Raw genomic sequence first — 21,772 nt, 5'->3', positions numbered from 1 at the left:
CAGTCCTCTGCCGCAGCGCCGGAAACCGGCGCGCCCCGACCGTGTGGGCCCTGGCTGGTGTGAACGGGAGCGCGATGGGTTCTGACACGCCGGCACGGCCCCGATGTGCGCCGGCCCCGAACGAGGGTCTCGACGCTCCCGAGCGCATGCTGTCGGTGCGGTGATCGACTCAGCGGAAGCGTCAGCGGCCGAGTGCGCGGCGCAGTTCGTCCTTGTTCATCGACGAGCGCCCCTCGACGTTCTTCTTCTTCGCCTCTGCGTAGAGCTGATCCTTCGTGGGACCTTGGGAGCCTCGGTGGGAACGCTCTCCACCACGCTGGGAGGCGGACTTGGGATCCTGGGTCGACGTCTTGCTGGCCGTCTTGGACTCGCCGGAGCGGGCACGCTCCTTGTTGACCGTGCGGGCGGCGATCTCCTTGGCGCGGGAGGCGGAAGCCCCGCGCTCTTGCGCGCTTTCCTTGATGTGCTCGTACTGGCGTTCCCGCTTGGGGCTGGAGCCTGCAGGCATGACGTACTCCTTCGCGCAGGGACCGTGACGTCGGAGTCACGGCTTCAGTAGTGTTTTGATCATGCCGCCCTCCTTGGCCTGGAAGGTCTGGTAGGCCTGAGGCCCGTCCTCCAGGGGCAGTGTGTGGGTGGCGAAGTTCTCCACGCCAAGGGGGTCTTGGTCGTTGAGGAGCGGAAGGATGTCGTCGACCCAGTTCCTGACGTTGGCCTGGCCCATCCTCAGCTGGATCTGCTTGTCGAACAGGGTCAGCATTGGGAGCGGGTCGGCGGAGCCGCCGTACACGCCGACCACCGAGATCGTGCCACCGCGCCGGACCAGTTCAATTGCGGTGTACAGGGCGCTGAGACGGTCAACTCCGGCATGCTCCATCAAACGTCGGGCCACCGCGTCGGGCAACAGGCCGAGGGCCCAGTGTGCGGCTTTGGCGACCGGAGCGCCGTGGGCCTCCATGCCGACCGCATCGATGACCGCGTCCGTGCCGCGCCCGTCCGTCAGCTCTCGGACCGTCTCCGTCAGGTCCTTCCCGTGGCTGCGCAGGTCGAGCGTCCTGACCCCTCGAGCGCTGGCGCGTTCGAGCCGTTCCCGTACGAGGTCGACCCCGATGACCAGTCGCGCACCGCGGTGAAGTGCGATGCGGGCAGCCATCTCGCCTATCGGACCGAGTCCGAGGACGGTGAGGGTGCCATTGGGTGGAACGTCGGCGTATTCGACGGCCTGCCAGGCGGTGGGAAGCATGTCCGAGAGAAAGATGTAACGCTCGTCGGGCGGACCGTGGGGAACCTTGATGGGCAGGGTGTCCGCGAACGGCACCCGTAGGAGTTCGGCCTGTCCGCCGGGCACTTGACCGTAGAGCTTGGTGTAGCCGAAGAGTGAGGCGCCCATTCCGCGTTCCTTGACCTGGGTCGTCTCGCACTGGGACTGGAGCCCCTGGTCGCACATGTAGCAGTGACCGCAGGAGATGTTGAAAGGAACAACCACCCGGTCGCCCACGGCGAGCGAGGTGACCTCCGCTCCGGCCTCCTCGACGATGCCCATCGGCTCGTGGCCGAGGATGTCCCCGGGATCGAGGTAGGGGCCCATCACCTCATAGAGATGCAGGTCGGAACCGCAGATGCCGGTGGACGTGATCCGGACGACCACATCGGACGGTTCCTCAAGGATCGGGTCGGGCACAGTGTCGACCCGGACATCACGCCTTCCGTGCCATGTCAGTGCACGCATGGTGCCTCCGATGACGAGTCGCCGTTCATTGGTCCGACTGCCCGCACTGCCACCTGTCACACATGACGCAGACTGCGGTCCATCCGACTCGTTGCATTGCGTTCCGTTCCGCATGCACCGGGCCGCCTCCGGGCGACTGACCGGCCCGTCAGCACGGATGGCCGCCGGACGTCGGCCCTGCGCGTTGCTGACATCCCGGGAACGCCTTGTCGAAGGCGACGGAAATCCGAAGCGGGAACCGCTCGTACGCATCTCACCACGGACAGCACACGTGGCGGGCAGACCGGGGAGAGACATACCGGGTGCACATGCGGGAGAGAAACGTGGAGCAGGGGGTACACGAGTGACATGAGGGACATAACACATGGAGCTCCGCAGGGTCGGGAGCCATCGCTGCCGCGATCTCGGGGCCCGCTCTCGAGGGCGGTGGTCGGCAGACTTGCCGACGGGGCACCGCTCCCTGAACCCCTGCCGGCAGTGGCAGGAGCCGATCCCCTCGGAGAGGATCTGCACCTCGCGCTCTACGTCTGCTACGAGCTGCACTATCGCGGATTCGCCCAGGTGGACCCCGCGCTGGAGTGGGACCCGGAGCTGCTCCGGCTGCGGCACGCAATGGAGCACCGCTTCCTCGTGCACTTGCGCGCAGAAGCCACCCGCCACGAGAACGTGGAGCAGGCCTTGGCCGGACTGCTGGTGGAGCCGGTCCACGGTACCGGTGTGTCCCACTTCCTGCAGGACGAGGGAGAGCTGTGGCAGCTCAGGGAGTACGCGGCACAGCGATCGCTCTATCACCTCAAGGAGGCGGACCCTCACGCCTGGGTGCTGCCCCGACTCCGGGGCCGGGCCAAGGCAGGTATGGCGGCCGTGGAATTCGACGAGTTCGGCGGGGGCCGTGCCGAGCGGATCCATGCGCGACTCTTCGCCGACCTCATGAAGGATCTCGGCCTCGACACCACCTACGGCCACTATCTCGACATGGCGTCCGGACCGGCGCTGGCCACCGTGAACCTCATGTCCCTCCTCGGCCTTCACCGGGCTCTGCGCGGTTGCACGGTCGGCCACTTCGCTGCTGTCGAGATCACCTCATCACCGGGATCACGGCGCCTGGCCGCAGCAATGCGGCGCACTGGTGCGGGGCCGGCCGCGGAGTTCTTCTACGACGAGCACGTCGAGGCGGACGCCGTGCACGAGCAGGTGGTACGCCACGAGGTCATCGCGGGGCTCCTCGAGGAGGAACCTCACCTGGAAGCCGACGTCGCCTTCGGGATCGATGCGACTGTGTACCTGGAGGACCGTCTGGCGGATCATCTGCTCGACGCCTGGCGCGCGGGCCGGAGCTCGCTGGACCAGCGTGTCCAGCTCCTCTGATCCGGGCTCGATGCCCGACCGGGGACGGAGCCAGTAATGTTTTCTTCCGAAATTTCGGGTACGCCTCACCCATGAAGCTCATCGCTCTGCCAGGTGTCTACGTCCCACAGGACGACACCGCGTTGCTGGCCGGTGCGCTTCGCCGGGAGGAACTGGCGCCGTGCGCGCGGGTACTCGATGTCGGCACAGGGACAGGCGCCCTGGCCCTGACAGCGGCCATGCGCGGTGCTCAGGTCACCGCCGTGGACATCTCGCGCCTGGCGGTCTGGACCACCCGGCTGAACGCGATACTGGCAAGAGCCCCGGTACGTGTTTTGCACGGAGATCTGACAGGGCCGGTTGCGGACCGCACCTTCGACCTCGTCGTCAGCAACCCGCCATATGTCCCGAGTCCGGCCCGGACCGCGCCGCGCCACGGGGCCGCCCGGTCCTGGGACGCCGGTCCGGACGGCCGCCTGCTGCTCGACCGGATCTGCAGCGAGGCACCGCCACTGCTGAGGCCGGGTGGCGTGCTGCTCCTGGTGCACTCCGCCATGAGCGGCGAGGGCCCCACCCTGGCCCGGTTGAGGTCTTCCGGGCTCACGGCCGAGGTCACCGAGCGCTGCTACGTGAATCTGGGCCCCGTTCTGCGCTCCAGGCAGCCTTGGCTGCGCGATCGGGGTCTGATGAGCCCGAGCGGGCACAAGGAAGAGCTGGTGGTCATCCGTGCCGAACGAACGCCGCGACGCGCCGCGACGCATCACCCTCACGACTGATGGACCCATCCTCGTCGAAGGCCCGGTCGAAGTGGTCCTGGAAGACGGCACGCTCGTCTCTTCGGACCGTTTCTGCGTCGCTTTGTGCACCTGTCGCCGGAGCCGTCGCTTCCCCTGGTGCGACACCAGTCACCGACGCCGTGCGCGGGACTGACCGGCATGCCTCGCAGACGGACCGTTCGGCATCGCACGGAAATCTGGGCAGGTCCTCGCACTCGCCAACGGACGGAGAACAGTCCTCTCACACTCCCCGGCACGAGCGAGCAAGGCCGGCGAGTACAGCTCACGAGGTTGCCATTTCGGGGGATGGGGACAGGTGGTAGACCGCGAACGCGCGGCCGATGACGGGCTGTGCCACATTGCGTACGCGCACGCCTCCGGCCGTCATCCCGTGCTCGACGCCCATGTGCGCATGCCCGTGGACCGCCAGGTCGGCTCCTCCTTCGTCCACTGCCTCACCCAGCAGGTAGCTCCCGAGAAACGGATAGATCTCCGGCGGTTCGCCGGCAAGCGTGTCGGACACCGGCGAGAAGTGTGTCAGCGCGATGCGCAGGGCAATGCCCCCGGCAGCGAGCTCCTCGAGCGACCGGCGCAGGCTCGTCGCGCAGCGGCGGGTGTACCGGACGAACGCCTTCATCTCCGGCTCACCGAACTCGCCCGCACTGCGGCCGACGAAGCCACCGCAGAAGCCTTTGGTGCCGGCGATGCCGACCCTGGTCCCGTTGATGTCCAGAATCGTGGAGTTGCCTTCGAGAACCGCGACCCCGGCCGCCGTCAGCACGGCGGTCACCTCGCCCTCCTGGTCACTGTGGTAGTCGTGATTGCCCAGTACGCCGACGACGGGCACGGGCAGGCCCGCCACTTCCGACGCGACGACCTCGGCCTCTGCCACCGTGCCGTGACGGGTGAGGTCACCGGCGAGGAGCAGGACATCCGCGCAGTCGCCGAGGGTGTCGAAGGCAGGCCGGAGCAGACCGCGGCCGCCCTCACCCAGATGAATGTCACCGACCGCCGCCACCCGGATCACGGGAGTTCCTCCGGGTGGTCGGGCGGTCCGGTGAAGGCGACGACCAGATCTGAGCGGACGGGTGTTCCGGGGAGTTCCTCCGCGGCGACGCGCAGGATCTGTGCACGTTGCTCCTCTGTGGAGACGGTGCCGGTGAGCAGAACGCACCCGCCGCGTTCCTCGACGCGTATGCCGAGTTCGGCTACATCGTCCCCGGCAAGGCGTTCACACAGGCGTGCGACGCGGTAGTCGCCGATGGGTGGAAAATTCATGACCCGGGCTCCTGGGGTGCGATGACATCCAGTCGTTCGAGTAGTTGGAAAAACGCCTCCTGCAGAGGCTGGTCCTGGTACTCGTCCCGCAGCGCGTTCCAGTCGATGACCTCCCGCAAGGTCCGGGCAATGCGGAGCAAGGGAGCAAAGTCGCAGTACTGCTCGGTCAGGGCGGCGAGCTGGCTGTTCAGCAGGTCGTGCGGCGCAAGGACCGGCATGCGTACCGAGTCCACCGGCAGCACGGGGGCTCGGTCGAGCAGTTCGGTGGTCACCGGGGCACGTGCCAGCTCGAAGATGAGGTCGATCTGCTCCCCGCCCGAACGGGCCTTGACCAGCCAGTCCTCCGGTGCCGGCACCTCCTCGACACCGCCTGCGCGCAGGGCGCTCAGAACCTCTTCGATGTCGTCGCGCCTGATGCAGAAGTCGGTGTCGTGCTGCAGTACCGCAGGAACACCATGGGCATGGGCAGCGACGCTGCCCGCCAGCGCGAACGGATGGCCGGATGCCTTGAGGAGCGCAGCGACGTGCTTCGTCGTCTCCAGGATCGCCTGGGTGTGATCCCTGGGCAGAACGTCGTTCCCGCGCTCGGGCTTCGCCTGGGTCATCGCCGGCCCTTGGCAGGAGAACGGTCCGGAACCGGAGCCACCGGTGGTTCGTACCGGCGACTTGAGTCGTCCAGCAGATGCATGCACGTCGGTACCGCCAGCTGCGTCACGTTTACCTCGTACCCGATTTCCAGCGCCTCTCGCATCAACCACGTCCCGCATCGTCACGGGTCGCGTGCACTCACGGTCAGTGACCGCCTGCGCGTACTGCGCGAGAGCTGCAGCTGTCGATCCACCGCCAGATGCTGCTCCTGGCATTGCAGAACTGGGTCACTCGGAGGAGGAGTCGACGGAGGTGTAGCGGAATCGGGCCCAGAGGGGAAGCAGGAACCAGCAGACCAGGTACCAGGCGAACACCCCGCCGACGAGGTAGGGCACGAAGCCGTCGTGTGTCGCCGTACGCAGGATCAGGAACAGCGCAGAGATCAGAGTGGCGAGCAGCAGCACGAGGCCCAGGAACGTGAGCCGTGACGCCCACACGACCACCATCGGCTTGATACGACGCCCGGACACGATGCGATGAAAAGCCACCGGAGCGATGAGGGCTCCTGTGGCCAGCGACCCCAGGATGACCGTCACGATGTAGATCGTCTTGTCGGTTTGACTCAGCCCTTTGAAGGCGGGGGTGAACACGACAGTGAGCAGGAAGCCGAACAGGATCTGCACGCCCGTCTGCGTGACCCGTATCTCCTGCACGAGTTCCTGCCAGCGACGGTCCGCCCGCTCGTCCTCCGTCTCTTCTCGAGTGTCGCGACGACCGGACTCGCCCGATACCCCGTCTCGTTCCATGACGCCTCCTCGATGCGAGCGGTGGCACACATGTACCCCGGATGGAGGAAGCCAGCCCGGTCGAGTGGTGGGGACCAGAACCGGCACTCGCTCAGCGCGGACCGGTCTCTGTCGTCGGTCGCCGCCCGGGGCCGCGCGGAAGGACCTCGCGCCTCGGCTGGTGGCATCAGATCCCCGGGGCCTTGTGCGGCTCTGCTTCGCGCCGAGCGGGCTGATGGCGGCGTTGCGGGTTCACAGCGCCCGCGCTCGGTAGACAGCAAATCGGCGCATACCCGGGCGAAACACCGGGTAGTCGCACGACTGCCAGGGAGACCTCGGAAGGAAGGCGGCCGACATGACCGGCACCAGAGGGAGCGGCGCAGTACGTTCAGGCGGTCTCCGGGTCGTGGTCGTGGGCGCGACCGGCAATGCCGGGACGAGCGTGGTGCAGGCTCTCTGCGACGACCCGCGGGTGGAGTCGGTCCTCGGCATTGCGCGCCGGGCCCCCGACTGGCGGCCCCGGGGAACCGACTGGACGGCCGCGGACATCGATCCGGGCGGCCCCGATCTCGTGCCCTTCTTCGCCGGCGCTGACGCGGTCGTCCACCTGGCGTGGAAGTTCCAGCCCACGCACGACCCCGGGACGACATGGCGGACGAACGTTCTGGGCAGCATCCGCGTCTTCGATGCGGCCGCCGAGGCAGGGGTGCCGGCACTGGTCCACGCCTCGTCGGTCGGCGCCTACTCCCCCGGCCCGAAGGACCGGCCGGTGGACGAGAGCTGGCCGACGCACGGCTGGCCGCAGGCGGCCTACTGCCGCGAGAAGGCCTATCTGGAACGCTGCCTGGACGCGTACGAACAGCGGCATCCCGCCATGCGGGTGGTCCGTATGCGCCCCGGCTTCCTGTTCAAGCGGGAGTCGGCATCCCAGCAGCGCAGGATCTTCGCGGGACGGCTGCTGCCCGCCCAGCTGATCCGGCCGTCCCTCGTCCCCGCCGTCCCGGACCTGCCGGGGCTGACCTTCCAGGCCCTGCACACCGATGACGCCGCAGCCGCCTACCGGGAGGCCGTCGCACGCCCCGTTCGTGGCGCGTTCAATCTGGCCGCGGATCCGCCGCTGGACGCCGCCGGGCTCGCCCGGATCCTCGATGCGCGGCCGCTGCGGATCCCGCTGACGCCGGTGCGGGCCGCGCTCTCCGCGGCCTGGCGGCTGCGGCTGGTGCCCGCCTCGCCGGACCTGTTCGACGCTGTCCTGCGCCTACCGCTGCTGGACACCTCCCGCGCCCGCGCCGAGCTGGAGTGGCAGCCGCGGCACACGGCCGTGAAGGCGGTCCAGGAGTTCCTGGAGGGGCTCCGCGCCCAAGCGGGCATGGCCACCGCCCCTCTCGCGCCGGAGACCGCCCGGGCAGCCGCCTGAGCCCGTGTGCGCCACCTCGCATGGAAGCGCCCTGCTCCCTTGCCAAGGTGGTACGTATCGCCATGCGCTTCCGGGGCAAGCGTTTGCTGTGCACGCCACTACGGAGCACGGAAACAGCGTTTCGCGGACGCCCGCGAGAAAGCGAAGGACATGGACATGCTCATCAGCAGCCAGCCGTACTTCTCGCACGCAGCGAGCAATCCGGTCCTGGGCGGCATCGCACCTCTGATCACAGGGATCGTGATCGTGGCCGTGCTTGTCGGTGTGATTCCGTGGGCCATCAGGCGCCTCAAGACGCAACCGCCGCGCCCACGGCCCGAGGAGCAGCCGACAGCACCCGCACACCGTACGCATATCGAGCACAACCGCGAGCCGGACGGTGCACCCTTTCCGGACGATGGCTCACGCCTCACGCCCCACGAGCTCAAGCCCCACAGCACCCGGCCGGCCTCCGAGCAGCGACACAAGCCCGATGATGAAGGTGGCGCCCTCGGCAGCGGATCATCCATCAGCTGAGGCGAGGTCTCACTCGGAACAGTCGCCGAACTGTCCAGCGGGTGCTGCGTTCGCCGGCGGCGGTTGCACACCTCGGACGTTCTCCGACAGGACCGCGCGAGTCCCGTACGGACCCGGTGGTTTCAGCCCGGCCGGCTCGTGGCTCTGGCCCGCCCTTTGCGCACGCCCCGGCGCTGCGGGATTTCGCGGCCGTGAGGAAGGACCGTCGGTCAGCTCCCGGCGTTCTCGGTTTCAAGGAGTTTGAGCAGCTCGGCGCGATGCAGGCCGGCGATCGGGCCGAGCAGGTCCGGGTGGCGCAGCAGCGGTGCGGCGTCGTGATCGCGGGGGCTGGGGACGGTCAGTCGGCGCGCGTCGCCCGCGGTGTCCTTGCCGTGTTCGGTGGCCGACAGGGCGGATCCGGCCGTTGTGGCGAGGTGGGGGTCGGCAAGCAGGTTCGCTGCCCAGCTGACGACGGTTTCGTCGACCCAGGTGCGCCAGGAGTATTCCGCCTCTTCCCTTGGGTACTGGTCGGCTCCGGTGAGCGCGTCCAGTCGGTCCGAGCCCCCGGGGCCGAGCATGTTCAGCACCTCGATGTCGAACGTCGTGGGGTAGCGCAGCGCGGCGGCGACGGTGGCCGCCTGTCGTGCCTGGGCTTCGGCCAGCGCGTAATTCATGGCCCCGGCTGCTGCCGGGAAGGCGGTCAGCAGCCAGCGCGTGGCGGCGGCGATGAGTGGCGAGAGATCACCGGGCATGTGCCTCGTCCTTCACGCGCGCCCAGCGCCTGTCTGTCGTGCGTGAACCGGCCGCGCTGTCGTAGATGACGCGTCAGCGTACGTGGCCGTCCCCGGCCTGTGACAAGGAGCTGCGTCACAGGCCACGGGGCCGAGCGACCACCCCCGACCGGCGCCAGGGTCAGGACTTGCCGCGCCCGCTGACGAAGTCACGCACACGGTCGACCAGACCGGCGCCCGGGGCGAGCAACTTGTTGGCGGGTGGCGTGTCGGGGGCGGAGGGATGCGGCCGGGTGGGGGCCATGGCCTTGGCCCGGCGGATCTTGTCCCCCAGTTCGTCCAGCGTTTCCGGCGTGCACGCCTGGCGCAACCGTGGGAACAGCTCTCCCTCCTCATCGCGGATGTGGGCGGTGACGTCGTCCATCAGCTGTTGCAGGGCGGGGTGGAACTGTGCGTCGTCGACCCTCATCTGCTCCAGCTTCTTCATGAGCTTCTCGGCCTCGGCGTGCTCTGCGATTTCCTTGTCCGCAAGCTCCGCGCCGCCCTCGACATGTTCTCGCACTGCCGGATAGAGGTACTGCTCCTCGGCGACGGAGTGCCGTACGAGCTCGATCGTGACCTCGTCGACCAGGCCACGCAGGCCGCTGTTCCCGGTCGGCAGCACCTCGATCCGGGAAAAGAGCTGCTCCACCTCACGATGGTCGGCCGTCAGTTCCTCGATCACGTTTCCGCCGTGCCCCATGGCCTGTTTCCTCTCACATCGTCCAGCGCCGGACCTGCCCGGCCACGCCTGATGCGTTCCCCACCGCCCGCCGCTGCCTGCGCCATCCCGGGCAGGCCACCCGGCTGGCGGCAGCCGAAGGCCAGTTGGCGACGACTGGTCCGGACACACGGCGAGGTTCGAAGGTCCACACGGCACGGGCGCTGCAGAGGTGCTCTCCTCGGGGCGCGGAGTCGCTCAGCCCGTGGTGATCCCGCCGACGGAAACACCGAACCCCCACCATCTCGGCGGCTGGGGCGCTGCCAGTGCCGCGTCTGCCAAAGGTCTGCCCGTCAAGGAGCAGCGTCAGGTGCGGTGGATCGCAAGGCGCTGGATCGACCTGGTAGTGGGGCTACTCGGTTGATTCGGCAACGCAGCGTGGGGGGCACCTCCCGGCGAAGCCAGAGGGAGTGCCGTGCCGGGCGTCGTGGCGGGGAACCCTGGCTGACGCGGCACTAGGCATCGGTCTGCTGAGATGCGGCCACGGCGGACTGGAGGGCAGCCATGCACGGCATGCAGTGCCGGTCCGTGCGCTGCTCAGCATTGTCGACCGGACTGTTCTTGAGCTGTCCGCACAGGGTGGTGTCCCTGTCGGAAACCACAACATGCCACACCAGCTCCTCGCTGGCCGGGACTTCCCCCACCCACATTTCGTACATGATCAGCTTCCCGGCTAGGCGTCAACGGTTTCCATCGGAACACCGCCGGACACTCGCGGCGTCTCCAGCGGGCCATGGGAGTGACGGACCTGCGATCCAGCCGGTACGTGCGGACGCTGCGACCAGGCCGGAGGTGTTCACTTGCCACGAGCCCGGCGTGCACGTCGTCGGCGTCGTACGTCCACCCTGCTGGACCAGCCGCGAGCCGCTCGGGTGCGGCAACCAGGAGTGGAGCTACGGCTGCCGTGGAGCGAACGGCGCGGCGGCGTCGACCTCTGCCTGCCGAGGTCCGGTTCAAGAAGATCCAGGTCTCCATCACGGACCGACGTTTCGCCGGAGGCTGATCCGCAAGCACCCATGTGCCCTGACCCGGGCCAGAGCGGCTCGCCCACATGACGGTCCGGCAGGTCCATGGGGCGGTGCGACGCCATCGGTGTGATCTGCGGCAATAGCAGTGGGTGACCGTTCGAGATGCAGGGCCGTACGGCTCCTGATTCGCTGATGACGCCCGCTCTCCCCCCGATCCAAGGAGTGATCATGAGCGTTGCAGGCGAACCCGGCGGCCGTACGGAGCAGATGCGCGCCAAGATGCAGGAACTCAAGGACGCAGCCGACCGCGCCACCGATCCTCAGGAGCGCCAGCAGCTGCGCGAAAAGGCCCGACAGATGGAAGAGCAGATCACGAAGGCGAGCGGCAAGAGCCGGGGCATGGACCCCATGGAGTAGACGCTCCCCCAACCGCGTGTGTGGCCCTGACGTTTCACGTCAGGGCCACACACGCGGAGCACTCGTGCGCCGCCATCAAGGACCTCACCGGACCGGGAGCCTCGCATCCCGGCACCCCAACTCAAGACCCCAACTGCCATCAGTACGAGGCGACATCATCAAAACGAATCGGCGGACGTCTGCCCGGACAACCGGGGGACCGGATACCCGCAGTCGTTACGGGCGACCAGCGCTGCCGCCGGAGAACGGCAACCTGGCGGCGGTTTCGACGGCGCGCAGGACGGTCGCGCCGGCAAGCACCAGCACGGAAAGGGGTGGACCCGCCCATCGTGTCAGGCTTTTCTGCAGGTCCGGGTCCACTTCGATGGTCACGCGTACGTATCTGCTGTTCAGCGTGGTGACTTTCGGGGACCGCGCATCTCTGTCCCCTCCGCGCTCCAGTGCCGCGCGGTATCTGTCCTTCCGCTCCTTCATGTCTCTTCCTGACGCTTGATGAGTTCCTCTGCGAGGTCCATGTACGCCGACCCTTTGGCCCGGACCGGACTCCCGAACGACTGGGCATACAGCTCGAGCCGAGCAATCTGGGTGCCCATCACCACGAAGCCCCACTCGGTGAGCGCCTCACGAGCGTCGGCATCGGGGCCGGTCCGCGTGGCGTCGGGACGATTGGTGCGGTTCAGCAGGACTGCGGCCCGAGCCGGCTCGGCGCGCAGGGACTGCACCTCCTCCATCTCGGACCGGATGGGGCCCATACGGTCCAGTTCGATGGGAGCGGGCGTCACCGGAATGATCCATTCGCTCGCGTACCTCATGATGCTGCGGGCGATACGAGGATGGTCCTCCAACTGCGGTGCGTCGAGCACCACGGCCTGCCTGTTGCCCAGGAAGTCGTTCACACGACGGTGCACGTCTCCCACCGGCAAGGCGATGACAGGAAACGGAAAACCTTCCGCCAGCTCACTCCAGCGCAGCGCGGAGGAGGCCGGGTCGCCGTCGACGAGCAGCGGCGAGTAGCCCGACTCATGAAGAGCATGTGCCAGCCATACGGCACTGGTCGTCTTGCCGACTCCGGGCTTGAGGTTCACAAAGGCGCAGCTCAGTGGCACGGGAGTACCCTAACGGGCCCGATCTCGCGCTTGGGTTCGACGCGAGCGCGAAGCTCCGTCGTTCACTCGCAAGCAGTCAGGACCGGTCTGTGCCCCTGCCTTCCCGGCGGTGGCCCGGCCATCGGGTACGGCAGCAGACCGACGGTTCGCCCGGCGCCACGACGCCGCGAACACCCGACAGCGGCCCGGGGCTTGCTGCCGCAGGCGGATTCCCAACTCGTCGAGCGCCAGCGCGGTGAGCCCGCGTCCAGTCAAGCCTGCCCCCGGGGCCAAGTGGCCCATGGGCGGGAAGGCGTCGAGTCGTGGAACAGCCTTGAACGACAGCGCGACCAGTGTTCCGAGCGTGGCCGGAGCCCCCACCACCTGTGTTCTCAGCGCGAGCGGGGGTGAACCGCCGGGCAAGGTGCGTCATCGAGTGGACGTCGCGGAGGCCTCGGACGGGGCGAGGGCGGCCGCGAGAACGAAGAAGCGGCGGCGTGCACACCAGGCGAGGGAACCGGAACGGGACCGGAGGCGTTTGAGACCGTGAGCGGGCAGGCCGGCCCGCCCACCAGCGAAAGGGACGGGACGACGTGATGAGTGACAAGGCCCGCAAGCTGTTCGAGGCGCTCGATCTCGACTCGAACGGGACCTTGACCCGTGAGGAGGTGATCACCGCCCTGCGGACGAAGGGCCCGCACCTGGCTGCATCGGGAGACATACCGTTCTGGGGCGTGGGCGACTCCGATGCCTCCTCGGCGCTGTTCGACGCCGCCGACCAGAACGGGGACGCCGTACTGACCCTGGAGGAGTTCGCGGCGGTGGTGGACCGCCGATTCGGCTGGCGCTGACGCCGAAGCGGTCCCCGCGGGGAACGTGGCAGACCACGGCCCGCAGCAGACCGGCTTCCCACACGACCGATCCCTTCGTCCTGGCCATACCGACCGCCACCGGCCGCTCACCAGCCTTCCCTCCGAGGCACCACACGCCTGGTCCTGGGCCGCACGGGCTCGCCGACTGCCTCACCGGGCCGTTCTGCGAGCCGCAGACGGGATCTTCAGCTCGGGGCCTGCGGCGACGAACTCCTCGAACGTCCGACCTCCGGGAAGAGGGGCCGGCGCCAGATGGAGTCCCTGCCGATAGGCTCTCGCAACCTTCCCGGGCAGCATGATCGGGAGGACCGCACGCCGCCTCCCCGTGATGCGCAGATAGATCCGGGCCATGTCGGCCATCGCAAGGGTCTGCGGCCCGGGGAGGTCCGGCACTCGCCCCTGGGCGTCGCCCATGGCGAGCTCCGCGGTACGGCGGGCGACTTCGGCCGTGTCGACGCTCTGAAACCGGGTACCGGCGAGCACGGGCATGACCGGGAGCCGGGCCGCCTTGTGCATCGCGAAGTACACCAGGTCATGGAACTGCGCCGCGCGCAGGACGGTCCACGGCAGCCCGGACTCCTGGATCGCCTGCTCGCTCCGGTGCTTGGCCTGGTAGTACGGCAGGGGGTGGCGGTCCACACCGATGATCGACACGTACACGACATGGGAGGTGCCGGCGCGGGCCGCGGCCTTCAGCAGGTGTTCCGTGGCCGCCACGTCACCGTTCTGAGTGCGGCCGTCGGTGGCGCAATGGACGACGGTGCCCACACCTTCGAGCGCCCGGTCAAGCCCCTCGCCCGTCACCAGATCCCCCACACACCACTCGACCGCAGGCACGCCGTCACGGCTCCGTGGGCTGCGCGAAAGCACTCTCACCTGCTGTCGGAGCCCTGCCAGCCGACCGACGACATGGCTTCCCAGATTTCCGCTGCCGCCCGTGACCAGGATGGTCTGGTTCATCGTGCTCGTCCTTCCCTGATGCATGTGTGGGGCCTGTGACATCGGATGGACGATGTGGCTGCCCGAAGTGTGACAACGGGTGCCGGCGGACCCCGGACCGCTGTGCATCGAACGGTCGAAGGACCTCGTCACCCATCGGTTCGGCCTCCCCGTCATCGGATCGATCGCGCCGGATCGTGGCCTCGTCGACCTGTGCGAGGGCGGCTGACGCTGTCTGCGGTTGTGACCACGTGGAGGGTTCGTGGCTTCCTGGTGCTGTGACCGGATGGGTTTGCCGGGAAGCCCGCGGCGTCCGGTGCATGGGGTCTCCCCCGGCCCCTTGGGGCCGAGGGGACGCATCGCTCGCCGCGTTGTCGTCGGTCGCCCACGCTCCGCGTGGGCTCCTTCCTCCGCCTTGCGAGCGCACGCGCCGGACCCCGCTCACCGAGCCAGCCCGATCCAAACGAAAGACCCTAGATCGCATATTTCCACACGGTCAGCATGTGGGCCCCGTACCAGGTGCCGAAGAGCACCGTGACGGCGAGGACGCCGACCGCCGTGCTGGTCCTGGCGCGCGAGAGCGCGCGGGCCGCCGGGAGCAGGAACACGATCGCGGGCACGAGCAGACGAAGTTTGCAGTGGTAGTAGTTGCTCTGCCCCAGGGAGAGGACAACTATCGCAACGCCATGGACGAACAGCGGCGGCCACATCGCCTGTCTGCCGGCTACGACCGTGGCGCCCACCGCCGCAAGGAGCAGGAACGCGGTGCTGAGCGGAACCCAGCCGCTCTCCCTGAGCAGTGTCCGTCCGAGGAATTCGGTGAAGGCGGCGCCGTTGTCCCAACCGGTCCCCCAGCCTGCGCGCTGGATCACGAACCACGCGTCGTGGCGGCCGAGCCGGTCTCCGACCCACAACAGGTAGGCGGGAGTTCCCGTACACGCAAGGACGACGGCGAGCAGAGGCCGCCGGCCGATGGGCCGACCGTTCTTCGCCGCCTGCCTGGCGTGAAGGACTGCCGCGACTGCCACGGCGAGCGCGACGGCGGCGGCAGCCGGCCGGGTCAGTCCGGCGAGCAGCGCCACCGTGCCCGCCGTCAGCCAGGCTCGGCGGTGTGCGGCCAGGAGTGCCGCTGCGCCGAGTGCGAGGAACAGTGATTCGCTGTAGGCGGTGTGAAGGACGACCGCCATCGGCTGGGCTCCCGCGACCAGGATGACGGCGAACAGCGCGACACGGCGGCCGTACAGTCGCACGAGCAGTGCGTGGATCGCGAACAGGGCTGCCAGAAGCATGAGTTGGGCAACCACGATGGCGGCCGTACCAACCTCGAGGCCGGTGAGCACACTCGTGGCACGGGTCAGCAACGGGTAGAGAGGGAAGAACGCCAGAGTGTTCCCGGTCAGCTCACCGGCGCTGTAGGTGAAGTGGGTCGGGTACCCGTCCTCGGCTATGTCGACGTAGAGCCGGGCATCCCAGGCGAGCAGCAGGTCGCACAGCCCGGGACGGCCGGGGCCGCTCATCAGCATGAGCATCGCCAGGTGGAGCACCGTGGTCGCCGCGAAGACGATGCCGACATGGCCCGCATCGCGCCAGGCGGCTCTCCAGCGGTCCGTCCGGGAGGGCGGCACCTCGGCGGCGTCCGCACCGGACGGGACGTCGGCCCGGTCGGCGGAGAACTGCGTGGTGGGAACGGTGACGCTGCGACTCGGTCGGTCGCTGATCAGATGGGGCAACATCGACTCCTGCAGGGAAGGTCCTGCGGGGTCTACGCCCCGTGGCGCCGAGCGGTTTACCCGGTGCGACGTGGATCACGTGGCACTACCGCGCGTCGCGGGCCCGTTCGATGCGTGGGTGCTCGTCCGGCGCCGTGCGGTCCGGGCGGGCGGCGGGCTCCAGGTCCGGTAGTGGGGACCGTGCCGGTGAGGTGCGCTGTGCCATTTCGCCATGGCACGCCTCGCGGCGGCCCGGAGGTGTCAAGGCGCGCAGACCTGTGGTCAAGGGGCCTCCGTACGCGTCGACGCCACGAGCGCCACTGCGATGAGCGCGAGCGGAACGAGGGGTGCCGCGGTATGTGACGCATGGAAGGCCAACGCCCCGAGAGCGGCTCCGAGGGGGACGAGAGCGATCAGCGCCGCCTTGGGCCGATCGGCCCGCCGGCTCGTCGCCATGCCGACGAGCACCCCGGTCAGCGCCCCCGTCATGTACGTGGTCGACGTATCGGGCGGCCCTGCGACCCGTACCGTGCCGCTCTGGCAACCCATGCCGGTGGCCGCAACGCCGAGGAGAACGAGGCGCCACGACGTCGGAGGTCCACCGCCCGTCGCGATCCACCCTCCGGCGAACGCACACATCAGCACCAGTTCGGTCATGAGCGCCGACCGTGCGTGCGACCAGCTGCCCGGTCCGGGCCGCGAGGCGAGGCGGCTGCCGAGCAGTACCCCTGCGGCGTAGCCGACGACGGCGACACCGGAGCCGAGTGCCAGTTGCGGGTCGTGCGCCCCGGCGGCAACCCCGATCAGGGCGAGGTTCGCCGTCATCACGCTGACGAAAACACCTCCGAGTGCCAGGAACCCGATCGCGTTCATGGCGCCCATGGCCAGGGTGAGGAGGAAGTACGGCGTCCAGATACGCATGTCGTGCCCGCCTCCGCGGGGCCGTGGCGCAGGGGGCTCCATGTGCCCCTGAACCCGCACGGGAGCGCGACGGCGGCGAAGCGGCAGGCGCTCCTACGCGGTTTCATTCCGTGCGGTCGAACCCGTCGACCTTATGGCGGGCAGGGGGCCACGAGACGAAGGCGCCCCCAGCGGCGGGGACATTCATTCCACCGGCCGTCGGCGGACCCACTGAGCCGGGTCCGCGTTCAATGGTGGCCGACGAACCGGCGGCTGATCTGTTTGCGCAGCAACAGGATGAGCAGACCGACCGTCACCGCAACCACCACTTCCGCCACGACGAACGGACGGCCGTCCAGTTTCGCCCCGGCGAGGGAGGCGAGCGAGGTCACGCAGTCCCCCGCGGTCACTGCCAGGAACCACACGCCCATCATCTGGCTGCCGTACTTCTCCGGAGCGAGCTTGGTGGTGATGGAGAGGCCGACCGGTGAGAGGCACAACTCGCCGACTGTCTGCACCAGATAGATCGCGCACAACCACATCGGGGAGACCAGATTCCCGCTCGCCGCCGCCGCCAGCGCAGGCAGGAAGACGACGAACGACAGCCCGACCAGGATGAGCCCGGCGGCGAACTTGGCGGGTGTGGACGGTTCCTTGTGCCGTGCCGCGAGCCACTGCCACAGCCATGCGAAGACGGGGCCCAGGGCCATGATGAACAACGGATTCAGCGACTGGAACCAACTCGAGGGGAAGTCGATCCCCGCGAACTCGGTGTCGGTGTTCTTGTCGGCGAAGATGTTGAGCGTCGACCCGCCCTGGTCGTAGATCATCCAGAAGATCGCCGCGGCGACGAACAGCCACGCGTAGGCCGTCATCCGCTCCCGCTCCGGAAGGGTGAGTTCGGGATCCCGTCTGATGCGCACCAGCGTCCATGCGGGGAAGACCAGGCCGATGATCGTCAGGGGAACGACCACCCAGTTGAGGGTGTAGTGCCCGGAGAGTCCGACGACGGCATAGAAGACGACGGGAACCAGCAGCCACAGCAGCCCCTTCTTCACAAGGGCGGCCCGCTGCGCCGCGTCCAGCGGGGCGGGGACCACATCGCTGTGGGGACTGAGGGAGCGTCGCCCCAGCAGGTACTGGGCGAGGCCGATGGCCATTCCCACGCCGGCGACGGCGAACCCCAGGTGATACCCCACCTTCTGTCCGATGGTCCCGATGACCAGTGGGGCGAGAAAGGCTCCGAGGTTGATGCCCATGTAGAAGATGGTGAAGGCGCTGTCGCGGCGCCATTCCAGGGAGCCCTTGTAGAGGTGACCCACCATCGTCGAGATGTTCGCCTTCACCAGGCCGGAGCCGATCGCCACGAAGAAGAGTCCGGCGAAGAAGAACGCCTCGGTGGGCACGGCGAGCAGGAAGTGGCCGATCATGATGATGACGCAGGCTACGGTGACCGATTTTCGCGGCCCCAGGAAGCGGTCCGAGACCCAGCCGCCGGGCAGTGTCAGCAGATAGACCATCGAGAGATACACGCTGAAGATGGCGATGGCCGTGTTGTCCGGGAACCCGAGACCGCCCTCACTCACGGGTGCGGCGAGATAGACGGCAAGCAGCGCGCGCATTCCGTAATAGCTGAACCGTTCCCACATCTCGGTCATGAAGAGGGTGGAAAGTCCCCGCGGATGCCCGAAGAAGGTACGACCCTGGGGAGCTGCTTCGGACGTACTGACCATTTCTTGCCCCTTTTGCCGCTTCTGACGGCAAACTAAGCATTCCGGACCCGCCCGGGGCGTTGCCACGCCCAGGCCCACGAATCCGCCCACGGTGGCAGCGGGCGGATTGTGGACCACTCCGATGGCCCCGCAGCGGCCGCCGGGCGCAGGAGGATTTCGGCACCCGTCCACGCCGCAGCCGTCCGGGGAAGGCCACGCCCCCAAGGCCGTACAGCCGCACCTGGAGCACTCAACGGGTCCAGAACAATCGGCGGCATCCCTGATTCGCTCAACAGGTCGACGTGCTGAAGCGGACGTCGTCAGCCCGCGCACATGAGCCCGTGCTCAACGTCGCAGCTGGATGTCGGGAACGGACAAGGGCTGTGGCATGGCCGCACCGGGCGTCGGGGTCGTGGCCCGCACGACCTCGCCCGGCCCGCCGAGGGCTCCATCGATAAAACGCAACATCTTCTCGTCGATGGGGTGGGGCTCGGGATTGTTCTGGCCGTCGAAGCGCTGGTACTTCATCAGGTTGTAGCCGATGGCGACCTGGCGCCCGCCATCCTCGGTGGACAGCGCCCAGGTGCCGGCACCGAAGACACCACCGTCGTGGCCCCAGTACCAGCGACCGCCGGACATCTTCATGGTGTACAGGCCGAGGCCGTACCGCATCGTGACCTCTTGCCCCGGCTCCGGCTCGAATGCCGGGACAGTGGTTTTCATCGCGCGCAGTTCGGCGGGGCGGAGCAGCTTGCCGCCCAGGAGCTGCCGGTAGAAGGAGTTGAGGTCGTCCATGGTCGACACCAGTGAGCCGGCCGGTCCGCACCAGGACATGTCGTACACGCTGTAGTCCCGGGCCGGCTCGATGGCGCCGTACATCGACTCGTACATCTTCGCGTGCGGTCCGGTGAGGAACGGCGTCCGCGGGAAGTACGTGTTCCGTAGACCGGCTTTGCGGATGACGTTGCGGGTGATGTACGTCTCGGGTGTCTGGCCGGTCACCTTGCGCAGCAACAGTCCGGCGATGACGTAGTTGGTGTTGGAGTACGCCCAGGTGCCTCGCCCGGCCGCGGGGGGTGCGGCGAGTCCGAGGCGTACGAGCTCCTCGGCGGCGAAGCGGCGGTAGCGGTTCTGGTCGAGCGCCTTCCCTGGATCCTCCAACAGACCGGGGAAGGCAGGGAGGATGTGGTCTCCGAGGCCGCTGGTGTGGTTGAGCAGCATGCGTACCGTGATCGTGCGGCCTCGCTCACCGGGCACGAGCTCGGGTAGGTAGCGGCCGATCGGCGCGTCGAGCGCGATGCGGCCCTTGGCGACCTGCTGGAGGACGGCGACCGCGGTGAAGGTCTTGGTGATGCTGCCGACCCGGTGCTCGAAGCCGGGCCGCGCGCGGCGCTTGGTGTCAACGTCGGCGTAACCGGCAGCCCCGCGCCAGTGTGACGAACCGTCGCGGACCGAGGAGTAGACCCCGTACATGCCCGCCTTGTGGATGGCGTCGAGCGTGGAGCGCAACGCCTCGCGGTCGAGGCCGTGTTCGGTGGAGAACGCGCCGGCTGCGAGCGGCACGGGCGTCGTGGGCGCGGCATGAGCCGGTAACGTGCCGATGACGAGCGAGAGGAGGACTGCGCTCGACGCCACGGCAGTGAGGCGCAGCCGGCGGCAGCGCGTGGGACGGCGGTTGAGGTCCATGGGCAACTCCTGGAAGGTCGATCAGACGGCATGTGTGCGCCTGCTTCCATCCTCAACTCGTCGTGGCGGACTCCGTCTCCGCCCATGGAACGATTCCGTGCACAAGGATTCATGACGTTTGTCAGGTGCGGTGGGCGCGTGGGGATGTACGAGCCGGCCGGTGACCCGGGTGACTGCCATCCGCCGCCCTCTGCCGGCACCCGAGCTCCCGGCGGACCCGGAGCCGCGGCGGGTGTGCCGTGCAAGCGGACCGCTGGGCCCCTGCCCCGGACCGGGTCATGCCCGGCGCCGTGAAACTCGTGCTCTCGGCGTACACACGATGCCCCACCTGCGGTCAGAAGACCACCGCCCCCACCTCGTCGGCGATATCGACCGGAACGGCCGTGCGGGCGGCCGGATGGCCGCCCGCACGGGCTCTTCCCTGCTCGACGAAGCCCGGCCGGAGCAGCGAGTCGACACCTGGTCACGGCCATGAGCCATGGACGGGCGCAACCCACTCTGCTGTAGCAGAACGGGGCGTCGGCGTCGTCAGGAATTGACGCAGGCGTTGCCCGCCGAGGGGTTGAGCATCCCGATCACGTTCAGGGAGTTGCCACATACATTGAGCGGTGCGTGGACCGGAACCTGAACGACGTTGCCCGAGAGCACACCCGGCGACGACATGGCCACGCCCTCGGCGACGACGCCGTCCTCCGTGTCCTCCGTGCCGCCGACCACTGACGCGTTGGCACAGGCGTTGCCCAGCGAGGGGTTGAGCATCCCGATCACGGTCAGGGAGTTGCCGCACACATTGAGCGGTGCGTGGACCGGAACCTGAACGACGTTGCCCGAGAGCACACCCGGCGACGACACGGCGACGCCCTCGGCGCCGGTGTCGGCCGATGCGGCCGAGGCACCGCCGATCAGTGCCGCACCGGCGACCAGCACCACACCGACGCTCTTGACCTGACGGAACATCACTACCTCCACAGTGCTTGTTGAGTCGACCGCAGCGCTGGCGGACCGACTCCATCCCGCCTCACGGGCTGTCACCATTCCTTCGGCACGACGACGGGCGTCAGTAGGCCGGTCCGAAGAATTTCCCCTGATCGGACTAGTGGGACGAATGAGATTTTCACCCGGCCTCAGGAATTTCCCGTCCATTCGGATCAGCATCACTCCCACAGTGGCAGGCAGGACAGGAACCGCGCTCGACGAACCGTTCGCAGCCAGTGCCCGCGCACTCGCACCGTTGTAGGTCTTGGGGAACATCGGTACAGCGGTTGGCGCTGAGAACGATCACGGTCAGGGTGTGAGTGTGCTGACGCGGTTCTCGTACTCGGCCCTGGAGTCCTTGCTCAGACACCAGCCGCAAACTAGCCGGATGATCACCGGCCTTGGGACTGGTGGGCTCGCATGTTGAGGTGTCGCGTATTCCTTGTCGCCGAGAACAAGGAGATCCTGGACGCATTCACGGCGGCCACCGTCAGCGTCCGGGAGGAGATCACCGCTGACGATCCGGAGCCGTGGATGACCGGGATGCTGACCGCTGCAAAGGCATGGAACGAGTACCGGCGCATGGTCTGACTGGCAGTCTGG

24 protein-coding genes and 1 pseudogene are annotated in these 21,772 nt (G+C 68.2%); 8 read left to right on the top strand and 17 right to left on the bottom strand.

All coding sequences use genetic code 11. From position 1 onward, the window contains the following. Window positions 1–181: 181 nt before the first annotated feature. A complete protein-coding gene (locus AC068D_RS18175) occupies window positions 182–508 on the bottom strand; it encodes a plasmid stabilization protein (protein WP_478824022.1) in 327 nt (108 codons plus the stop codon). A gap of 36 nt (window positions 509–544) precedes the next feature. Beyond that, complete coding sequence (locus tag AC068D_RS18170; RefSeq protein ID WP_478824021.1) at window positions 545–1,729, bottom strand: zinc-dependent alcohol dehydrogenase; 1,185 nt, start codon at window positions 1,727–1,729, stop codon at window positions 545–547. A 348-nt stretch (window positions 1,730–2,077) separates the two neighbouring features. Between AC068D_RS18170 and AC068D_RS18165 the strand changes: the two genes are divergently transcribed. The 3 genes from AC068D_RS18165 (at window position 2,078) to AC068D_RS18155 (ending at window position 4,006) form a co-directional block, all read left to right on the top strand. Then, window positions 2,078–3,097 (top strand): iron-containing redox enzyme family protein, encoded by a 1,020-nt coding sequence (locus AC068D_RS18165; RefSeq protein WP_478824020.1) that lies wholly within the window; start codon window positions 2,078–2,080, stop codon window positions 3,095–3,097. A gap of 71 nt (window positions 3,098–3,168) precedes the next feature. After that, window positions 3,169–3,852, top strand: a complete 684-nt coding sequence (locus AC068D_RS18160; RefSeq protein WP_478824019.1) for a HemK2/MTQ2 family protein methyltransferase — start codon at window positions 3,169–3,171, stop codon at window positions 3,850–3,852. Then, the gene (locus AC068D_RS18155; protein ID WP_478824018.1) at window positions 3,803–4,006 is read left to right on the top strand and encodes a CDGSH iron-sulfur domain-containing protein; all 204 of its coding nucleotides are present in this window, start codon (window positions 3,803–3,805) and stop codon (window positions 4,004–4,006) included. Before AC068D_RS18160 ends, AC068D_RS18155 begins: the two co-directional genes overlap by 50 nt. 129 nt (window positions 4,007–4,135) lie before the next feature. On the opposite strand, the gene AC068D_RS18150 is transcribed toward AC068D_RS18155, so the two are convergent. From AC068D_RS18150 to AC068D_RS18135, 4 genes are all read right to left on the bottom strand, one after another. Further along, on the bottom strand, window positions 4,136–4,879 hold the full coding sequence (locus AC068D_RS18150; RefSeq protein WP_478824017.1) for a metallophosphoesterase family protein: 744 nt from the start codon (window positions 4,877–4,879) through the stop codon (window positions 4,136–4,138). Further along, complete coding sequence (locus tag AC068D_RS18145) at window positions 4,876–5,130, bottom strand: BON domain-containing protein (protein WP_478824016.1); 255 nt, start codon at window positions 5,128–5,130, stop codon at window positions 4,876–4,878. Before AC068D_RS18145 ends, AC068D_RS18150 begins: the two co-directional genes overlap by 4 nt. Next, complete coding sequence (locus AC068D_RS18140; RefSeq protein ID WP_478824015.1) at window positions 5,127–5,735, bottom strand: nucleotidyltransferase family protein; 609 nt, start codon at window positions 5,733–5,735, stop codon at window positions 5,127–5,129. The genes AC068D_RS18145 and AC068D_RS18140 overlap by 4 nt, the downstream gene beginning before the upstream one ends. A gap of 270 nt (window positions 5,736–6,005) precedes the next feature. Beyond that, window positions 6,006–6,524, bottom strand: a complete 519-nt coding sequence (locus tag AC068D_RS18135; RefSeq protein ID WP_478824014.1) for a DUF6328 family protein — start codon at window positions 6,522–6,524, stop codon at window positions 6,006–6,008. A 334-nt stretch (window positions 6,525–6,858) separates the two neighbouring features. Here AC068D_RS18135 and AC068D_RS18130 point away from each other — a divergent pair, with 334 nt between their 5' ends. Next, window positions 6,859–7,920, top strand: a complete 1,062-nt coding sequence (locus tag AC068D_RS18130) for an NAD-dependent epimerase/dehydratase family protein (protein WP_478824013.1) — start codon at window positions 6,859–6,861, stop codon at window positions 7,918–7,920. 156 nt (window positions 7,921–8,076) lie between these two features. Beyond that, window positions 8,077–8,436 (top strand): DUF6479 family protein, encoded by a 360-nt coding sequence (locus AC068D_RS18125; protein WP_478824012.1) that lies wholly within the window; start codon window positions 8,077–8,079, stop codon window positions 8,434–8,436. 209 nt (window positions 8,437–8,645) lie between these two features. On the opposite strand, the gene AC068D_RS18120 is transcribed toward AC068D_RS18125, so the two are convergent. From AC068D_RS18120 to AC068D_RS18110, 3 genes are all read right to left on the bottom strand, one after another. After that, window positions 8,646–9,167 (bottom strand): hypothetical protein, encoded by a 522-nt coding sequence (locus AC068D_RS18120; RefSeq protein WP_478824011.1) that lies wholly within the window; start codon window positions 9,165–9,167, stop codon window positions 8,646–8,648. 160 nt (window positions 9,168–9,327) lie between these two features. Beyond that, complete coding sequence (locus AC068D_RS18115) at window positions 9,328–9,888, bottom strand: hemerythrin domain-containing protein (RefSeq protein ID WP_478824010.1); 561 nt, start codon at window positions 9,886–9,888, stop codon at window positions 9,328–9,330. A 473-nt stretch (window positions 9,889–10,361) separates the two neighbouring features. Next, complete coding sequence (locus AC068D_RS18110) at window positions 10,362–10,565, bottom strand: hypothetical protein (RefSeq protein ID WP_478824009.1); 204 nt, start codon at window positions 10,563–10,565, stop codon at window positions 10,362–10,364. A 537-nt stretch (window positions 10,566–11,102) separates the two neighbouring features. Between AC068D_RS18110 and AC068D_RS18105 the strand changes: the two genes are divergently transcribed. Further along, complete coding sequence (locus AC068D_RS18105; RefSeq protein WP_478824008.1) at window positions 11,103–11,291, top strand: DUF6381 family protein; 189 nt, start codon at window positions 11,103–11,105, stop codon at window positions 11,289–11,291. Between the two features lie 216 nt (window positions 11,292–11,507). Here the strand turns inward: AC068D_RS18105 and AC068D_RS18100 are convergent, their stop codons facing one another. Together AC068D_RS18100 and AC068D_RS18095 are read right to left on the bottom strand one after the other, a co-directional pair. Further along, window positions 11,508–11,663 carry a hypothetical protein gene (locus tag AC068D_RS18100; RefSeq protein WP_478824007.1) on the bottom strand — a complete coding sequence of 52 codons (156 nt, stop codon included), beginning with the start codon at window positions 11,661–11,663 and terminating at the stop codon, window positions 11,508–11,510. Window positions 11,664–11,761: 98 nt separating this feature from the next. After that, window positions 11,762–12,397 (bottom strand): nucleotide-binding protein, encoded by a 636-nt coding sequence (locus AC068D_RS18095; RefSeq protein ID WP_478824006.1) that lies wholly within the window; start codon window positions 12,395–12,397, stop codon window positions 11,762–11,764. 575 nt (window positions 12,398–12,972) lie between these two features. Between AC068D_RS18095 and AC068D_RS18090 the strand changes: the two genes are divergently transcribed. Beyond that, a complete protein-coding gene (locus tag AC068D_RS18090; protein WP_478824005.1) occupies window positions 12,973–13,227 on the top strand; it encodes an EF-hand domain-containing protein in 255 nt (84 codons plus the stop codon). A gap of 171 nt (window positions 13,228–13,398) precedes the next feature. Here the strand turns inward: AC068D_RS18090 and AC068D_RS18085 are convergent, their stop codons facing one another. The 6 genes and pseudogenes from AC068D_RS18085 to AC068D_RS18060 all read right to left on the bottom strand — a co-directional run. Further along, window positions 13,399–14,208: an SDR family oxidoreductase gene (locus tag AC068D_RS18085; protein ID WP_478824004.1), complete on the bottom strand. Its 810-nt coding sequence runs from the start codon at window positions 14,206–14,208 to the stop codon at window positions 13,399–13,401. Between the two features lie 452 nt (window positions 14,209–14,660). Beyond that, entirely contained in the window at window positions 14,661–15,920 is a 1,260-nt protein-coding gene (locus AC068D_RS18080) for a hypothetical protein (protein WP_478824003.1), read from the bottom strand. A 258-nt stretch (window positions 15,921–16,178) separates the two neighbouring features. Then, window positions 16,179–16,817 (bottom strand): YoaK family protein, encoded by a 639-nt coding sequence (locus AC068D_RS18075; protein ID WP_478824002.1) that lies wholly within the window; start codon window positions 16,815–16,817, stop codon window positions 16,179–16,181. 227 nt (window positions 16,818–17,044) lie between these two features. Next, a complete protein-coding gene (locus AC068D_RS18070; RefSeq protein ID WP_478824001.1) occupies window positions 17,045–18,529 on the bottom strand; it encodes a peptide MFS transporter in 1,485 nt (494 codons plus the stop codon). Between the two features lie 324 nt (window positions 18,530–18,853). Continuing rightward, window positions 18,854–20,194: a serine hydrolase domain-containing protein gene (locus tag AC068D_RS18065; protein WP_478824000.1), complete on the bottom strand. Its 1,341-nt coding sequence runs from the start codon at window positions 20,192–20,194 to the stop codon at window positions 18,854–18,856. A gap of 534 nt (window positions 20,195–20,728) precedes the next feature. Continuing rightward, window positions 20,729–21,151, bottom strand: a pseudogene (locus AC068D_RS18060) (chaplin); the annotation flags it as partial. Window positions 21,152–21,589: 438 nt separating this feature from the next. Between AC068D_RS18060 and AC068D_RS18055 the strand changes: the two are divergent. Further along, the gene (locus AC068D_RS18055) at window positions 21,590–21,760 is read left to right on the top strand and encodes a hypothetical protein (protein ID WP_478823999.1); all 171 of its coding nucleotides are present in this window, start codon (window positions 21,590–21,592) and stop codon (window positions 21,758–21,760) included. The last annotated feature ends 12 nt before the right edge of the window (window positions 21,761–21,772 follow it).

It is taken from the genome of Streptomyces sp. NPDC043861 (assembly GCF_056435905.1).
Note: the sequence above shows the minus strand (reverse complement) of the source record. Positions and strands in the feature narration are given on the sequence as shown.

Excerpts from the sequence above, each read along its gene's own strand:
- AC068D_RS18175 (WP_478824022.1), bottom strand. The coding sequence starts at position 508 with ATGCCTGCAGGCTCCAGCCCCAAGCGGGAACGCCAGTACGAGCACATC.
- AC068D_RS18170 (WP_478824021.1), bottom strand. The coding sequence starts at position 1,729 with ATGCGTGCACTGACATGGCACGGAAGGCGTGATGTCCGGGTCGACACT.
- AC068D_RS18165 (WP_478824020.1), top strand. The coding sequence starts at position 2,078 with ATGAGGGACATAACACATGGAGCTCCGCAGGGTCGGGAGCCATCGCTG.
- AC068D_RS18160 (WP_478824019.1), top strand. The coding sequence starts at position 3,169 with ATGAAGCTCATCGCTCTGCCAGGTGTCTACGTCCCACAGGACGACACC.
- AC068D_RS18145 (WP_478824016.1), bottom strand. The coding sequence starts at position 5,130 with ATGAATTTTCCACCCATCGGCGACTACCGCGTCGCACGCCTGTGTGAA.
- AC068D_RS18140 (WP_478824015.1), bottom strand. The coding sequence starts at position 5,735 with ATGACCCAGGCGAAGCCCGAGCGCGGGAACGACGTTCTGCCCAGGGAT.
- AC068D_RS18135 (WP_478824014.1), bottom strand. The coding sequence starts at position 6,524 with ATGGAACGAGACGGGGTATCGGGCGAGTCCGGTCGTCGCGACACTCGA.
- AC068D_RS18130 (WP_478824013.1), top strand. The coding sequence starts at position 6,859 with ATGACCGGCACCAGAGGGAGCGGCGCAGTACGTTCAGGCGGTCTCCGG.
- AC068D_RS18125 (WP_478824012.1), top strand. The coding sequence starts at position 8,077 with ATGCTCATCAGCAGCCAGCCGTACTTCTCGCACGCAGCGAGCAATCCG.
- AC068D_RS18120 (WP_478824011.1), bottom strand. The coding sequence starts at position 9,167 with ATGCCCGGTGATCTCTCGCCACTCATCGCCGCCGCCACGCGCTGGCTG.
- AC068D_RS18115 (WP_478824010.1), bottom strand. The coding sequence starts at position 9,888 with ATGGGGCACGGCGGAAACGTGATCGAGGAACTGACGGCCGACCATCGT.
- AC068D_RS18110 (WP_478824009.1), bottom strand. The coding sequence starts at position 10,565 with ATGTACGAAATGTGGGTGGGGGAAGTCCCGGCCAGCGAGGAGCTGGTG.
- AC068D_RS18105 (WP_478824008.1), top strand. The coding sequence starts at position 11,103 with ATGAGCGTTGCAGGCGAACCCGGCGGCCGTACGGAGCAGATGCGCGCC.
- AC068D_RS18090 (WP_478824005.1), top strand. The coding sequence starts at position 12,973 with ATGAGTGACAAGGCCCGCAAGCTGTTCGAGGCGCTCGATCTCGACTCG.
- AC068D_RS18085 (WP_478824004.1), bottom strand. The coding sequence starts at position 14,208 with ATGAACCAGACCATCCTGGTCACGGGCGGCAGCGGAAATCTGGGAAGC.
- AC068D_RS18080 (WP_478824003.1), bottom strand. The coding sequence starts at position 15,920 with ATGTTGCCCCATCTGATCAGCGACCGACCGAGTCGCAGCGTCACCGTT.
- AC068D_RS18075 (WP_478824002.1), bottom strand. The coding sequence starts at position 16,817 with ATGCGTATCTGGACGCCGTACTTCCTCCTCACCCTGGCCATGGGCGCC.
- AC068D_RS18070 (WP_478824001.1), bottom strand. The coding sequence starts at position 18,529 with ATGGTCAGTACGTCCGAAGCAGCTCCCCAGGGTCGTACCTTCTTCGGG.
- AC068D_RS18065 (WP_478824000.1), bottom strand. The coding sequence starts at position 20,194 with ATGGACCTCAACCGCCGTCCCACGCGCTGCCGCCGGCTGCGCCTCACT.
- AC068D_RS18055 (WP_478823999.1), top strand. The coding sequence starts at position 21,590 with ATGTTGAGGTGTCGCGTATTCCTTGTCGCCGAGAACAAGGAGATCCTG.